At 47.3% G+C, this 14,447-nt stretch carries 11 protein-coding genes; 5 read left to right on the top strand and 6 right to left on the bottom strand.

Features of this window, described 5'->3' with window-relative positions; all coding sequences use genetic code 11:
* Window positions 1-4: 4 nt before the first annotated feature.
* Genes FLAVO9R_RS01225 through FLAVO9R_RS01210 form a run of 4 tightly spaced genes read left to right on the top strand, consistent with a single transcriptional unit; the run spans window position 5 to window position 4,333 of the window.
* Window positions 5-1,459 carry an NAD-dependent succinate-semialdehyde dehydrogenase gene (locus FLAVO9R_RS01225; protein WP_159528081.1) on the top strand — a complete coding sequence of 485 codons (1,455 nt, stop codon included), beginning with the start codon at window positions 5-7 and terminating at the stop codon, window positions 1,457-1,459.
* Between the two features lie 14 nt (window positions 1,460-1,473).
* Entirely contained in the window at window positions 1,474-2,796 is a 1,323-nt protein-coding gene (gene gabT / locus FLAVO9R_RS01220; protein ID WP_159528080.1) for a 4-aminobutyrate--2-oxoglutarate transaminase, read from the top strand.
* Entirely contained in the window at window positions 2,793-4,022 is a 1,230-nt protein-coding gene (locus FLAVO9R_RS01215; RefSeq protein ID WP_159528079.1) for an NAD(P)/FAD-dependent oxidoreductase, read from the top strand. Before gabT ends, FLAVO9R_RS01215 begins: the two co-directional genes overlap by 4 nt.
* Window positions 4,010-4,333 (top strand): (2Fe-2S)-binding protein, encoded by a 324-nt coding sequence (locus tag FLAVO9R_RS01210; protein ID WP_159528078.1) that lies wholly within the window; start codon window positions 4,010-4,012, stop codon window positions 4,331-4,333. The genes FLAVO9R_RS01215 and FLAVO9R_RS01210 overlap by 13 nt, the downstream gene beginning before the upstream one ends.
* Window positions 4,334-4,407: 74 nt before the next feature.
* On the opposite strand, the gene FLAVO9R_RS01205 is transcribed toward FLAVO9R_RS01210, so the two are convergent.
* From FLAVO9R_RS01205 to FLAVO9R_RS01190, 4 genes are all read right to left on the bottom strand, one after another.
* Window positions 4,408-5,586, bottom strand: coding sequence for a pyridoxal phosphate-dependent aminotransferase (locus FLAVO9R_RS01205; RefSeq protein ID WP_159528077.1), 1,179 nt, complete (start codon window positions 5,584-5,586; stop codon window positions 4,408-4,410).
* Window positions 5,587-5,658: 72 nt separating this feature from the next.
* Complete coding sequence (locus FLAVO9R_RS01200) at window positions 5,659-7,080, bottom strand: aldehyde dehydrogenase family protein (RefSeq protein ID WP_159528076.1); 1,422 nt, start codon at window positions 7,078-7,080, stop codon at window positions 5,659-5,661.
* A gap of 11 nt (window positions 7,081-7,091) precedes the next feature.
* Window positions 7,092-8,324, bottom strand: a complete 1,233-nt coding sequence (locus FLAVO9R_RS01195; protein WP_159528075.1) for a Zn-dependent hydrolase — start codon at window positions 8,322-8,324, stop codon at window positions 7,092-7,094.
* Between the two features lie 9 nt (window positions 8,325-8,333).
* Complete coding sequence (locus FLAVO9R_RS01190) at window positions 8,334-9,242, bottom strand: dimethylarginine dimethylaminohydrolase family protein (protein WP_044058407.1); 909 nt, start codon at window positions 9,240-9,242, stop codon at window positions 8,334-8,336.
* Window positions 9,243-9,346: 104 nt separating this feature from the next.
* Between FLAVO9R_RS01190 and FLAVO9R_RS01185 the strand changes: the two genes are divergently transcribed.
* A complete protein-coding gene (locus FLAVO9R_RS01185) occupies window positions 9,347-10,270 on the top strand; it encodes a LysR substrate-binding domain-containing protein (protein ID WP_159528074.1) in 924 nt (307 codons plus the stop codon).
* Window positions 10,271-10,539: 269 nt separating this feature from the next.
* On the opposite strand, the gene FLAVO9R_RS01180 is transcribed toward FLAVO9R_RS01185, so the two are convergent.
* Window positions 10,540-13,497 (bottom strand): TonB-dependent receptor, encoded by a 2,958-nt coding sequence (locus FLAVO9R_RS01180; protein WP_159528073.1) that lies wholly within the window; start codon window positions 13,495-13,497, stop codon window positions 10,540-10,542.
* Between the two features lie 6 nt (window positions 13,498-13,503).
* Window positions 13,504-14,445, bottom strand: coding sequence for a FecR family protein (locus FLAVO9R_RS01175; RefSeq protein ID WP_159528072.1), 942 nt, complete (start codon window positions 14,443-14,445; stop codon window positions 13,504-13,506).
* Window positions 14,446-14,447 lie beyond the last annotated feature (2 nt).

The raw sequence follows: 14,447 nt of genomic DNA, 5'->3' as shown, positions 1-14,447 counted from the left end.
GTAAATGGTTTCACTTTCAGATTTATCGTTACTCACGACCCAGGCTTACCTGAACGGTGAGTGGGTAACAAAACCTTATTCCTTTGCGGTAAGTAACCCGTTCTCCAGTGAAGTAATAGCCGAGGTTAGCGATTGTGATGAACACGACGCTGCCTCGGCCATTGCTTGTGCCAAAGCGGCCTTCCCTGCTTGGGCAGCCACCCCTGCAATAGAACGCAGCAAGTTACTGAAACAATGGTATGCACTGATTATTGAGAATCAGGCTGAACTTGGCAAAATATTAACCTTGGAACAGGGTAAACCGCTAAAAGAAGCGGTGGGCGAAATTGCCTACGGCGCGTCGTTTATTGAGTGGTTCGCGGAAGAAGCTCGACGCTTATATGGAGATACCATTCCCGCGCCGAGCCAAAGTAAGCGTATTTTAGTGATAAAGCAGCCTGTGGGTGTGGTCACCGCAATTACGCCATGGAATTTCCCTAATGCCATGATTGCTCGAAAAGCCGCTGCGGCATTGGCGGCAGGTTGCACATTTGTGGTTCGCCCAGCAGCAGAAACGCCCCTTTCGGCCCTTGCGTTAGCAATACTGGCAGAAAAAGCAGGCATACCTAAAGGGGTCTTTAACGTATTGCCTAGCTCAAACGCCGCGGCCATTGGCGCAGTACTGACTCAGCACCCTGATGTGGCTAAATTCTCATTTACCGGGTCTACGCGGGTCGGCAAACTGCTCACCAAGCAGTGCGCTGACTCGGTAAAACGCGTGTCGATGGAACTGGGTGGTAATGCCCCTTTTATTGTCTTTGAAGATGCAGATTTAGACGCCGCAGCCACTGGACTGATTCAATCCAAATACCGTAATGCTGGGCAAACCTGTGTGTGCACAAATCGTATTTTAGTACACGAAGCCGTGCACGATGAATTTGTGTCTATTTACCAAGACAAAGTGGCGCGTCTGACAGTGGGTAATGGCCTTGATGAAAACACAGAGATTGGCCCTATGATCCATCCGCAAGCCAGCCAAAATGTGCACGCCATGGTGCAAGACGCGCTGGATAAAGGGGCCACACTGCTACTCGGTGGCACCCCGGCCAATGAAAATAATATTTATCCTCCCACCCTACTTAGCAATGTCACGCCTGACATGCGGGTATTTCGCGAGGAAATCTTTGGCCCCGTGTCACCCGTGGTGAAGTTCTCTAACGAAGCCGACGCTATTGCCATGGCGAACGATACCGACTATGGCTTAGCCGCTTACTTTTATGCCCGAGACATTGGCCGTGTATGGCGAGTATCAGAAGCGCTTGAATACGGCATGGTGGGTATCAACGAGGGGCTAATTTCTGATACTGCCGCCCCTTTTGGTGGAGTAAAACAATCTGGTACCGGACGTGAAGGTTCCCACTATGGTTTAAACGACTACGTCAATATCAAATATTTATGCATGGGGGGAATTGGGCAATGAAGGTAGGTGAAACAATGACAAAAAACAGTGCACTGCAAGAGAGAAAAAACGCCGTATTTGCACGGGGTCAGGGTAATGCCTATCCCGTTTATGTAAAAGAAGCCCGAAATGCTGAAGTATTCGACGTAGACGGCAACCGTTACATAGACTTTGCCACCGGCATTGCGGTATGTAACACCGGCCATAGCCACCCTGAAGTGGTGAAAGCCGTTACCGAACAAGTGAGTCAATTCAGCCATACCTGTTTAATGGTAAACCCCTATGAAAGTGCAGTTGCATTAGCAGAAAAGCTCACCGCATTAGCGCCAGGGGATAGTAACAAAAAGGCCGTGTTTGTGACGACTGGGGCTGAGGCAGTAGAAAATTGCGTTAAAATTGCCCGTTGTCATACCGGTCGTCGTGGTGTCATTGCCTTTAATGCTGGCTTTCACGGCCGTACAAATTTAACCATGGCCCTTACCGGTAAAATTGCGCCGTATAAGAAAGATTTTGGCCCCTTCCCTGCTGATATTTATCATGTCCCTTTTCCAAATGCTGTACACGATGTCAGTGAGAAAGAGGCGCTACTTAGCTTAAAAAACCTCTTTAAAGCCACCATAGCCCCAGAAGATGTCGCCGCTATTATCATCGAGCCTGTTCAAGGTGAAGGTGGCTTTTATGCTGCCCCTGCCAGCTTTTTGCAGTCGTTACGTAAGCTATGCGATGAGCATGGCATTGTCATGATTGTCGATGAAATTCAAACTGGGTTTGGTCGTACAGGAAAAATGTTCTGCTCAGAATACGCCGGTATTGAACCCGACTTAATGACAATGGCCAAAGGTATCGCGGGAGGTTTCCCTATTGCCGCCGTTGTTGGCAAAGCGGAGATTATGGATGCCCCATTGCCTGGGGGGCTAGGCGGCACTTATGGCGGCTCTCCTGTCGCCTGCGCGGCTGCCCTCGCCGTACTTGACGTCATCGAAAAAGAACAACTTATCGACAAGGCCAATGCACTAGGCGAGCGTTTTCACGCCCGTTTAACCAAGCTTAAGCAGCGCCACCCCAGCTTTATCGCTGATGTCCGCCATAAAGGCGCGATGATTGCCATCGAATTTATGTACCATGGCGACCCACATCAGCCTAATTCGGCGCTAACACAAGCCGTTATTGCTAAAGCCCAGGAATATAAACTTATTCTATTGGCCTGCGGTTTTTACGGTAACGTCATACGCTTTTTGCCTCCATTAACCATGCCTGAAGCGCTGGCAGAAGAAGGCCTCGACCAGTTTGAAGCGCTTTTGGCCAGCTTACTAGACGATGTAGACGGCGTAGACTTTGAAGGTACATCTCAATCATGAGTTGCATCATTATTGGAGCCAGCCATGCTGGCGTACAGGCGGCAGTGAACCTGCGAGGTCAAGGCTATGAAGGTGGGATAACCCTGATAAGCGCTGAAAAGGTACTGCCTTATCAACGCCCCCCGCTATCTAAAGCCTTTTTGCAGGACACGCTGCCTGAACAACGATTATGGTTAAGGCCTGAAGCTTTTTACCAACAAAAGCATATCGATCTGCGGCTCAATACACGCGTGACTGCCATAAACCGGGAACAACAAACCGTGGTCTTGGAGAATGGCGATACCTTGCCGTATAGCCAGCTAATATTAGCCACGGGTGCCTCGGTGCGAAGGTTGAACCTTCCAGGTAGCGAGCGAAAAGGTATTCACTATTTGCGTGACCATAGCGATACAAGCGGTATAAAAGCCCAATTACCTGACGTGACTAACGTGGTGGTCATTGGCGGAGGCTATATTGGTCTTGAAGCCGCGGCATCGCTGAACAAAATGGGGAAAAATGTGACGGTATTGGTCAATACCGCAAGACCGCTTCAACATCTCACAAGCCCGGTTATTAGCGATTACCTTAACCGCTTACATCAACAAAATGGCGTTACCATTGAGGTGAATACACTGGCAACGGAAATCACCGGCGGTGCGCACCTTGATGGCGTCACCTGCAACAATAAAAAGCACTACCCTGCCGACATGGTAGTGGCTGGGATAGGGGTAGAACCCTGCACTGAATTGGCCGCAATGTGTGGCTTGGCGATTTCAAATGGGGTTGGGGTTAATGCGTATATGCAAACCAGTGATGAGCACATCTACGCCATAGGCGATTGTGCTAATTTTCATCACGCTATATACAATAAGCCTTTGCGTATTGAGTCTGTGCAAAATGCAACCGATCAAGCTAAAACCGTGGCGCAAGCCATCTGCAATAAAGCCTCGGCTTATACCGCGCTTCCTTGGTTTTGGTCAGATCAGTATGACGCAAAATTACAAATTGCGGGGTTATCTACTGGCTACGATGAGGTTGTGGTTAGGCAGGAGTCAGACACCAGCCTTGCGGCTTTTTATTTTGCCAAAGAACGCCTGATTGCGGTGGATACCATTAATCAGCCTAAATCCTTTATGGTAGCCAGAAAATACCTTCCCACACAACCTAACATTGATAAAACACTTTTGGCCGACCCCGACGTTGCCGTGAGTGATATTTTTACAGGAGCAGAAGCATGCCTAACGTAACCTTTATTTTACCCGACGAAAGCGAAGTCACTGTAGAGGCATTAGCCGGCGACAGCTTAATGCAAACCGCAGTAGACAACGGCATTGAAGAGATTACTGCAGACTGTGGCGGGTGTTGCTCGTGCGCCACCTGCCATTGCTTCATTACCCCAGCGTGGCAAGGCAAAGTCAGCCCAGCCGATGACATGGAACAAGCGCTATTAGAAACTGCTATCGAAGATGTGCAAGCTAATAGTCGATTATCCTGTCAAATTACCCTTGATGACTCATTAGATGGGCTTGTGGTGAAAGTGCCACAAAGCGACTGGTGATGATTGCGATACCGCAGCCACGAAAAAGGGCAAGCAGAGGAACCTGCTTGCCCTTTTTATTGCCATCATGACACTCACACAAATTGCAGCATAAAATTATCTATTCGCTCGCACGCTTGTGCCAACTGTTCGTCATCGACCACATAGGAAATACGAATATAGTCTGACGCACACTGCCCAAATGCGGTTGCCGGCAGTACACCAATTCGCTCTTGCTCAAACAACGCTTCCGCAAACTGCTGAACGTTTAACCCTGTTTGACTCACATCCACAAGTAAAAACATGGAAGCTTCTGGTGGTATGCAGGTGAGGTTTTCGTGTTTTTCAAAACAGGCTACCAAAGTATCTCGCCTACGGCGATAACTCTCACGCATGGCTTCTGAGTCCATCAGCGCTTGGCTATCAGTGAGCGCAACATAAGCGGCTTGTTGCACAAAGCCGGGAAGGCCATACAACATACACAACGACAAATTAGACAGATGCTTTATGAGGATTTCAGGCCCAATAGCCCATCCTGCTCGCCATCCCGTCATAGCGTGAGACTTAGACAAACTGTTGAGGGTAATTGTACGCTCAGCCATTTTATCGAAGCCCGCAATACTGACATGCTCCCCCTCAAAGACAGTTCGGCTATATACTTCATCAGACACGACCCACAAATCGTGGGAAATGGCCAAATCTGCAATATATGAAAGCTCGTCTTTATTCAACATAACGCCGCTGGGGTTATTTGGGGTAGCAAAGAAAATAGCCTGAGTTTTAGGGGTAATCGCGGCGGCCAGCGCGTCTTTATCGAGTCTAAAGTTATTGTGCTTGTCCATAGCCACTGGCACAAGCTTGGCACCGGTTAATTGAATACACGCCTCATAGGTGACATACATAGGCTGCAAAACAATGGCTTCATCACCGGGTTGCAAAATGCAAAGTGCACTGGAAAACAGCGCGTTTTGTGCACCTGCCAGCAATATCACATTGTCTTTTGTTACTGGCTGACCACACTTAAGTTGGTGCTGTTTGGCAATCTCAGCCCTTAGGTTATCTCGTCCTTCTATTTCAACGTAGTGAGTGTCGCCGCCTTTAAGCCCTGCAATGGCAGCATCTATCACTGGCGTGGGCGTATCAAAGTCTGGATCGCCAATACTTAACACAATTACGCTCGGGTCTTTTTCTTTTAGCGCGGTGGCTTTAAAGTGAATATCCCAAGCATCTACGGTTTCACCCTGTATGGCCTGAGTGAGTGGCGCATAACGCATAAACTTACTTCCTACTATAGGGTTATCGCGAAGGCCACGGCAGCGATCAGTGTCACAACCGTGGTGCGAGTTTTATTGAACAATAATGGCTTTCGTTTCAGTGTATTCGTGTAGCCCTTCTGCGCCCCACTCACGTCCATTTCCAGACTGTTTATAGCCTCCAAATGGCGCATCGGTATTAAAGTACGCGCCTTGAATTAAGCACTGTCCTGCCTTTAATTTCATGCCAATAGATAACGCCTCTTCTTTGGACTTAGCATACACCGCAGACGACAGGCCATATACGGTGTCATTCGCCATCGCTATCGCTTCATCAAGGGTTTCATAAGGCATGATGCAAAGTACTGGGCCAAAAATTTCTTCTTGCGCCACCGCCATATCTGGGGTGACATTTGAAAAAATGGTGGGCATAACATACGCCCCTTTAGCCAATGCTTCGGGAAGTGAAGTGCCACCACAAAGCAATGTTGCCCCTTCACTTATGCCGGTTTCAATGTAGCTTAATACTCGGCCTTGCTGGGTTTTCGAGCTTAGCGGCCCCATCATGGTATCGGGATGTTGAGGGTCGCCAGGTAACCATTCGTTAGCGCGCGCAATCGCCAATTGCTCTATTTCTGGTAAGTCTGCTTTTGGCACTAACATGCGGGTTAACGCGCTACAGGTTTGCCCAGAATTTATCATGATGTCTTCAACGCCGTATTTAACGGCCGCCTCGAGATCCGCGCCCGGAGCAATGATATAGGGCGATTTCCCCCCTAACTCCTGACAAACTCGCTTCACCGTAGGAGCGGCTGCTTGTGCGACTTTTATCCCCGCTTGGGTTGACCCCGTAAACGACACCATATCCACACTTGGGTGGCTGCATAGCGCATGCCCAATGTCACTGCCAATACCTGTCACTACGTTGACAACCCCCGCTGGTACATCACATTCGTGAACGATGTCGGCCAGTATGAGATCTTGTAGCGGCGTTTGTTCCGCTGGCTTTAATACCACCGTACAGCCTGCCGCTAACGCTGGGCCAAGTTTGCCCACTAATTGAGACAACGGATAATTCCACGGGTTAATTAGCACGCACACGCCTATCGCTTCGTGTACGGTAATAAAGGTGTCGTGTTGTGTTTGCTGCTCTACCTGTGGCGCTAATGCGGCAAAGCTACGTAATGAATCAATGGCGCCCTGCACCTGAATGTCGTCAACGAAGGCCACGGGGCAGCCCATAGTGCTCACGATAGCGTCATTGAGTTCGCTTTTACGCGCTTCCATTACGTCACAAATTTTATGTATAACGCTAGCGCGTTCTGACGCTGATGTGGCACTCCATGCGGGAAACGCCTGCTTGGCAGCCGATACGGCGGCATCCACCTCTTTTTCACCGGCCGCTGGTACGCTAGCCACAAGATCGCCATTGGCCGGGTTTACAACGTCAATGGTTTGTTGTGATTCTGCGCTTACCCAGCGTCCACCTATATAGAGCTCGTTGTAAATTATCATTAGGTTTTCCTTTATTCGGCAATAGCTAATTGAACCATAGCGCCCAAGAGCACCTGGCAGCCAGCAGTAATGTCTTCTGGTGTCGCATTTTCTGCTTCATTGTGGCTAATTCCATTTTCACATGGAATGAATATCATAGAGGTTGGCGCCACTTTAGAGACGTATACCGAATCGTGCCCTGCGCCGGAAAACATTTCTTCATAAGGTAAACCCGCCTTTTCTGCCGCTAACCGAACAGCGTCAATACACGATGCATTAAAGGCAACCGCAGGTGAATTCCATTCATCAACAATCCTGTGCTCTACCTTGCATTGGTTGCAGATATCTTGCGCTATGCGTCTGAAAGCGGTATCCATGTTATCAAGCACCTGCTGATCGGGATGACGTAAATCGACGGTGAGGGTGACTTGCTCAGGCACCGTATTACGAGAGCCTGGGCTTGCATTAATATCGCCAAAAGTCGCTCTAGCGAGTGGGCCTGTTTCTTCCGCCAAGTGATACAATTCGCTGACGATTTTGGCGATAGCCTTCATGGGATCGCGACGTTGTTCCATCGGCGTTGGCCCGGCATGTACGGGCTGCCCAGTAATAACCAAATCATACCAGCGCATACCTTGAACACCTTGAACCACGCCAATAGGCTTTTCAATCGCTTCAAGGATAGGGCCTTGTTCAATGTGTAACTCTAACGCCGCTTTGATGTTAAAAGGCGCACAAGGTGTGCCGCCCAAGTATCCGTGTCGGTCAAGCTCTTCTTTAATGCTGACACCCGACTTATCTTTGCGACTCCACCCGTAGTCTAGGCTGAATTCTCCACTCCATACCCCTGAACCAATCATGGCGGGAGAAAAGCGCGCCCCTTCTTCGTTTGTCCACACCGCCACTTCTATCGGATGTAAGGTTTCTATGTTGGCATCATGCAATGTGCGAAGCACTTCTAACCCCGCCAGTACACCATAAACACCATCGAATTTTCCGCCGGTGGGCTGCGTGTCTAAATGGCTTCCGGTCAGCACAGGAGGTAGGCTGTTATCTCTGCCTGCCTTGCGTAGAAACAAGTTACCCATTTCATCCACGCGCAAGGTACAACCAATCTCTTCACACCAGCGAATGAATAACGCGCGTCCCTGCTTGTCTTTGTCGGTGAGTGCTTGACGATTGCCCCCCCCTTTTTCAGTGCCGCCTATGCGGGCCATTTCCATTAGGCTGCTCCATAAGCGCTCACCGTTTACTTGTAATGTCATGACTTTCTCCTAAGCATCGGCGCGGCTAAGGGGCTGGCACATGCAATGCACGCCACCACCACCTGAGGTAAACATAGACATGTCAGGGGCAAACACTTCCAGTCCATGCGCCTTGGCTTTACCAACAAGCTCTTCACTGGCCTTTGGAATCAGTACTCTGTCTTTTCCAAGCGCCACAACGTTCACACCCAACTCCAGCACAGAGCGGTAAGAAATATCGATAATCTCAATTTGTCTCGCCTTCAGCCAATCAAGTAATTCGTCTTCAACCGCCTGTGTGCATACTGCCGCCAGCTTCTCAGACAACATGGCAAATTTCACATCTAGGTGCAAAAAGTAGGGGTCGAACTGGTAGGCTTTAAATTCCCACCCTTCTTTTTCAACCCAAGACTTCATTTGATTTAACCCTGCTTCACTGGTTCGCTCGCCGGTGTAACCACATAGCACCACGCCAGGTTCTAGCACCATAAAGTCGCCCCCTTCAAATGCCCCAGCGGTTATCACATCGTATAGCGGAATGTCTTGCTGCTGATAGAAGTTAGCTACACTCACCCACTCGCCTCTTCGCCATGGGCTATACATTTGCGTAATGACAGGCCCCCACGGGGTGAGTACCGAGGAATCTCTCGCATATATTTGATAAGGTAAGTGTTCATCTGCCTCAAGAATGTGAGTTTTAACACCACAATGCTGATAAACATCAAGCATCTCTTGATACTGTTGTTGGGCAACCGATTTATCAAACTGTCGGCCTAATCGCATTGAGCGACGAGACATAGCATTGCCGCTCTTCCAACTGTAGTGATCCATTGGCCCTATTAAGACTTCTTTAAGCTCTGCATATTCAGAGTCCATACTCCAGTGGGCTAAACGCCCCGTGCCACCTTGAGGATTACGACGGTAAAAAGATTTGTTCATGGTTTTCACTCTTAAAACATTGTGAAAACCAGTTTATGGTGACATATTAAATACACAAGCATCTATTTATTACCATAATGGTCTAATAATAAGACCAACAAGCCATGAAGACAGAACAAAGCCCCTATTTAGATTTACGCCAAATTCCATTAAATGCGCTGGTGGCCTTTGAGGCTGCAGGCCGGCATTGCCATATGCGAAAAGCCGCGCAAGAAATGTTTGTGTCTCACTCGGCGTTAAGCCGCCATATTAAGCAGCTAGAGTCACGGCTAAATACCCAACTTTTCGAACGAAAAAGCAATAAACTGCAATTAACCGCCCCCGGCATGCGGTTACTTGCGTCTGTTCAAGCCGCCTTTGGTGAATTAAATAATGGGCTTCATATGCTGAATCCCACTCAAGTAGAAGGCGAGGTAGTGATTGGCACCACAGGTACAATTATGCTGAATTGGCTTTTGCCTGTGCTGGCCGACGTGCAAAAGCAATACCCGGAGATATATTTCAAGCTACGCACGTTAGATCCTCAACAAAAAGCGCTGCCGTCAGAATTGGATATTGCCCTTTGCCTAGGCTGCCCTGATGAGCCTGACAAGGAAGTGAAAAAACTTTACGACGAATATTATGTTCCTGTGTGCAACCCCGCCTTACTTAAGGGCCAAACCCTACAGACAGTAGACAGTTTATTGGCTTATCCCTTACTGCACGATGGCTTGGGGCAATGGCTTCCATGGTTTCAACATCATCAACTCGATGGACGAAAGTCGCCTCATCATACTTATTTCGATTACGCCTATCAGGCCATTGAGGCCGCCAGAGTAGGCATGGGGCTGGCGCTTGCAGATATTGTTGAAGTGGCTGAAGATATTCGCCAAGGCAAGCTTATGCAGGCCATAGACTCAGCGCATACTGAAGGGGAATCAGTTTATTTGGTGACGCATCCCACCGCGTTAATGAACTACCGTACCCAGTTAGTGCTACAAAGCGTGATTAACAATTTAAGAGAACGAGGCGCACGACTCTGTGTGTAGTGTGCGCGGTGCAACTGCAGGGACACGCGGATTTTTAATGTAATCCAAGAGTTTAATTAATTGTTTTAATTAGTTTTTTATTTTCTTTGCAAATTCTTTGCATAAGCTAGCGTTTCATGACCTACGATCAGCATGGCAAAGTAAACCAAAAATCTATTCGCAACTTTGATGCTGGGCGTTTTGAACCACTGCAACGTGTACCGGCTTCCAAATGCAGAACTCTGCACTTTAATTAATATTTATGTATCTTTACTTACTTTATTTCGCGGTTAAATCTCTAATGAGAACCCTATTAAAAAAGTACGCCCACTCAATGTAGTATTATAAGCTCGGTCGTTTGAATCGCTGTATAGCTCCTCTCTAACATCAGTTAAATTTAGACCTTCTATCGTCACTCTTAATGATTGACTAAGTTGCATGCTCGCCGATGCATCAATGTAAGTTGTTGCATGATAGCCTGATTCGTCTTGGTCTGTGTTTCCCGGCTGGACTGATAATATATAAGGACTGCGATAGACAGCTGACACGCGGGCCGACCAATGCGATTGCTCGTAATACACCGTAAAATTATAACTACGTCTAGACAGCCCCGCGAACGTTTTAACCTGATTTTCTCCCGTTCCTTGTACATCTCGGTAAAGGGTTTGTCCCTCGGCGTAAGTAAAGTTGGTATTAACCCCAAGAAGATCAAAAGGGGAAGGAAGAAATGCTAAATCACGGGAATAAGTAATTTCAAAACCTTTAAATGTGGTTGTATCGGTATTCTCGGGTGTACTGACATAAAAAACATCATCGACACTATCCCCATCTTGTAGCAAGCTAGCGGGGAGTCCCAGTTCGCGATACGGTATAGCTTCAACATCTTCCACTACGAAATTATTTATCTGCTTGAAGAAGCTAGAGAGAGCCATAATACCGCCGTCTTCGAAATACCACTCAACACCGGTTTCTACATTCAATGACTTTAGGGGCTTTAAATAAGGATTTCCTAAAAATACTTGCCCAATGTCGCCCTCATTCCGGGATGCTTGCGACACCTCGGCGGTAATAGCCAAATCTTGAATAGACGGGCGCGTGATATTCTCATCTACGCTGGCACGCCATAACCAATTGTCGTTGAGTTCAAGTACTGTATTAACGCTAAAAAGCACATCGTCATAAGTTTTGGTGACGGCTGACGGCAATCCCTTTTGAATACCTGAAGACGTAAACTGCGTATTGAAATACCGAATTCCCCCTTGCGTATAAAGAGGCTTACCCAGCCAATGTCCTACGCTATCGTACATCGCGTAGAGCGCGAGAGTGTTTTCTTTAACCTTAAAGTTGGAACTATCTACTGTATCTTCGGCGGTAAGTTGTACGTTACCCAAGTCAAAATGCGTTTGAATAGCATTAAGGTTGCCCTGCATCCATGTTTTATCTGGGTGCTGACTGAACAGAGATAAGTGCGCTTTAGACAGAGTATTATCATCAAGAGCTGGGTACACACTTCTAGCGCGATCCATCCCTGTGTTTTCAAAGGATTTATAATGTGCACCCGCCGACACGGCATCACCGTTACTAAATAAATAGCGAAGTGATGCCTTCACATTGTTGTACGAAGTACGTATTTCATTTTCCTGAAAGTAAAGATCTTTCACGGTTAGTCCGGTTAGAGATGCCGTATCCATATTAGTAGAATAGCTCTCGCCGTAAAAACGGTCTTCACGAAAGTCCGTAACAATATCCACCCCAGTTTTACGAATGTTGACTTTATTTACTTTAGGCTGCGAGTAATCACTGGCACTGCTGCCAAGGCTAACGTTAAGGCTTAGTGCAGAAGTGGGCTGCCACTGACTTTCCATACTCAATTGATAAAACGTTGACGTATTTTCATCTTCCCGAGTTTCGATACGCCATGTTGCATCGGTATATTTCGCAAACAATATTTCTTTGTCATTTTTATTTTGTTCCCATGCTAGTAGCGTAACATTGTCATTGTCTTTCACTGCAATATGATGCTCATCAAGACTATTATGTAAACGGCTGGCAATGCTGCTAAATGCAACTTGCCACTTATCGTTTGGCGCGTATTGCAGTGAGGCTGTTACCCCTAATCGACGTTGATTATTATTCCAAAGAGAATATCGATGGCCTCTGGGAAACCAGAATACGCCTTGTGCTAATTCGTGCTGCAACACACTATCTTCTTCTCCGCTGTAACGCTTTTTCTCCTGTCGCCACCGCGTAGTATTAGTACCAAACTCAGTAGTGTGTCGCTGACTGTACACAGCGGAAACAAGACCTCCGAGTTTATCATTTCGTCGGCTGACCAACCCAATAATACTTGGGTCGAGCTGTTTACTGTTTTCGTTGTAACTTTGTTTCACGGTAAAGGTATTTATGTCATCCACAAAATCGAAGGGTTTTGGCGTATACAACATAACTGTGCCACCAATACCGCCTTCATCTTGTTCCACCGAATACGATTTACTTACATCAATGCGATTAAAAATCTCTGATGCAAATAGTGTGAAATCGAAGGCTCGGGTACGACTCACACTTCCTCTGGCGTCCATCGCCGATGATGTCATTGCCATCGCTTCCATACCATTTACCTTTACGCGGGTAAAGTCAGGACCTAGTCCCCGAAGTGAAATCTGTCGCCCTTCGCCTCCTTCACGAGTGATAGTAATGCCCGGTATACGTTGTAATGAATCAGCCAAATTCAAATCGGGGAAATCAGTAATGTCTTCTGACAAAATCGATTCTTGAGTGACCATGGCAAGGCGCTTTATCTCTCTGGCACGAATAAGAGATTGGCGAAATCCTGTGACTTCTATTTCAACAGTTGGGTGAGTACGAGTAATAGCATTGCTTTCTGTTTGGGTTGTTTTGCTAGTGTTTTCGTTTTGTTGTGTGTCGCACCGATGAATAACCCAGCCATTTTGAACAGGCGCTAAACAAAGTGAAAAAGGTTGCAGTAGTGAAGATAAATCACTGGCGTTAGTCGTGCGCCATTGTGCAGGCGTTATGGTTAACCCCTTAAGCAAGATGGGGTCAAATGCAATGGTTTCGCCGGCGTCACGACTAAATTCAGTGACAAGCTGTGATAAGGGAATAGTATTGATCGTTTTGTCTGCTAACCCTTCTTGAGCAGCAAAACAAGCAGGCGATAAACCGACCGATATTAACCAAAAAACGTGACCCGCAATGACCACTGACTTTTTGCTTCTTCGGTTTATCATGCCAATTTAGTTTACTTGTCGACGTATTTCGAAACCTGAACGAGTATCAGCAACCTCCAGTTGATAGAGAGAACTAAGTACCGCTAACGTTTGCGTAGTATCTTCTAGTTTAAAGCGACCAGCCACCCGGTGTTTCCCAATAGTGCTATCTATAATCAAAATAGGCTTATCTGAATAACGGTTCAATCGTTCCAACAAATAAGTTAGAGATTCATCATCTACTTCTATCCAGCCTGTGCGCCAATCTACCACTTGTGACAAATTAACACGCTGCACCGGTTCTGCAACTCCCCTATTAATTGTTATTTTCTCGCCTGCCTTGAGCAATACAGGCGCGCTATCGACCTTACCTCGAACTTCTACAATGCCCTCGTGTACTACCACGTCAACACGCTGCCCTTGCCTATCGATGTTGAACGCCGTGCCAACAGCCGTCACTGAAGACAGCCCGGCCTTTACTACAAACGGGCGAGCCCGGTCTTTCGCCACATCAAAATACACCTGCCCCTTTTTCAAGTTCAAAGCGCGGGTATCGTCAGAAAATAGAACGATTAGCTCACTTTTGGGTTGTAGTTGCACCTCACTACCATCACTTAGTGCCTCGTGCGCGGAAGTAATTAATTGGGATGAGGTTGAGGGGGTTATGACGTGATAGCGTGAAAATACTAGCGCAATCACAAGTAATGACGCAGCAATGGCACTTCCCCATGTCACAAGTGAACGCCTTCGGTTTGCGATTTTCGACGACTTTTGGGCGTTTAAATAAGCAGCATGAACTGCTGGGTCTTCCCAAGTTGCTATCATCCTTTCTAACACTTCTTGATGTCGCTCTCTTTCATCTAACCAACGGATAAATCGACGTTTATTTAACGCATCTAAATCTCCGTCTGCGAGCCGGTCTATCCACTCACCTGCCTCTAAGTATGTCTTTTCTTGTTGGCTTGTCATTA

The sequence above is a fragment of the Alteromonas sp. 38 genome (assembly GCF_902506055.1).
Classification (GTDB): domain Bacteria; phylum Pseudomonadota; class Gammaproteobacteria; order Enterobacterales; family Alteromonadaceae; genus Alteromonas; species Alteromonas lipotrueae.
Note: the sequence above shows the minus strand (reverse complement) of the source record. Positions and strands in the feature narration are given on the sequence as shown.

Bases quoted from the DNA above. Each gene is read 5' to 3' on its own strand.
- FLAVO9R_RS01185 (WP_159528074.1), top strand. From the start codon at position 9,347: ATGAAGACAGAACAAAGCCCCTATTTAGATTTACGCCAAATTCCATTA.
- gabT (WP_159528080.1), top strand. From the start codon at position 1,474: ATGACAAAAAACAGTGCACTGCAAGAGAGAAAAAACGCCGTATTTGCA.
- FLAVO9R_RS01205 (WP_159528077.1), bottom strand. From the start codon at position 5,586: ATGCGTTATGCGCCACTCACTCAGGCCATACAGGGTGAAACCGTAGAT.
- FLAVO9R_RS01190 (WP_044058407.1), bottom strand. From the start codon at position 9,242: ATGAACAAATCTTTTTACCGTCGTAATCCTCAAGGTGGCACGGGGCGT.
- FLAVO9R_RS01225 (WP_159528081.1), top strand. From the start codon at position 5: ATGGTTTCACTTTCAGATTTATCGTTACTCACGACCCAGGCTTACCTG.
- FLAVO9R_RS01175 (WP_159528072.1), bottom strand. From the start codon at position 14,445: ATGACAAGCCAACAAGAAAAGACATACTTAGAGGCAGGTGAGTGGATA.
- FLAVO9R_RS01215 (WP_159528079.1), top strand. From the start codon at position 2,793: ATGAGTTGCATCATTATTGGAGCCAGCCATGCTGGCGTACAGGCGGCA.
- FLAVO9R_RS01210 (WP_159528078.1), top strand. From the start codon at position 4,010: ATGCCTAACGTAACCTTTATTTTACCCGACGAAAGCGAAGTCACTGTA.
- FLAVO9R_RS01195 (WP_159528075.1), bottom strand. From the start codon at position 8,324: ATGACATTACAAGTAAACGGTGAGCGCTTATGGAGCAGCCTAATGGAA.
- FLAVO9R_RS01200 (WP_159528076.1), bottom strand. From the start codon at position 7,080: ATGATAATTTACAACGAGCTCTATATAGGTGGACGCTGGGTAAGCGCA.
- FLAVO9R_RS01180 (WP_159528073.1), bottom strand. From the start codon at position 13,497: ATGATAAACCGAAGAAGCAAAAAGTCAGTGGTCATTGCGGGTCACGTT.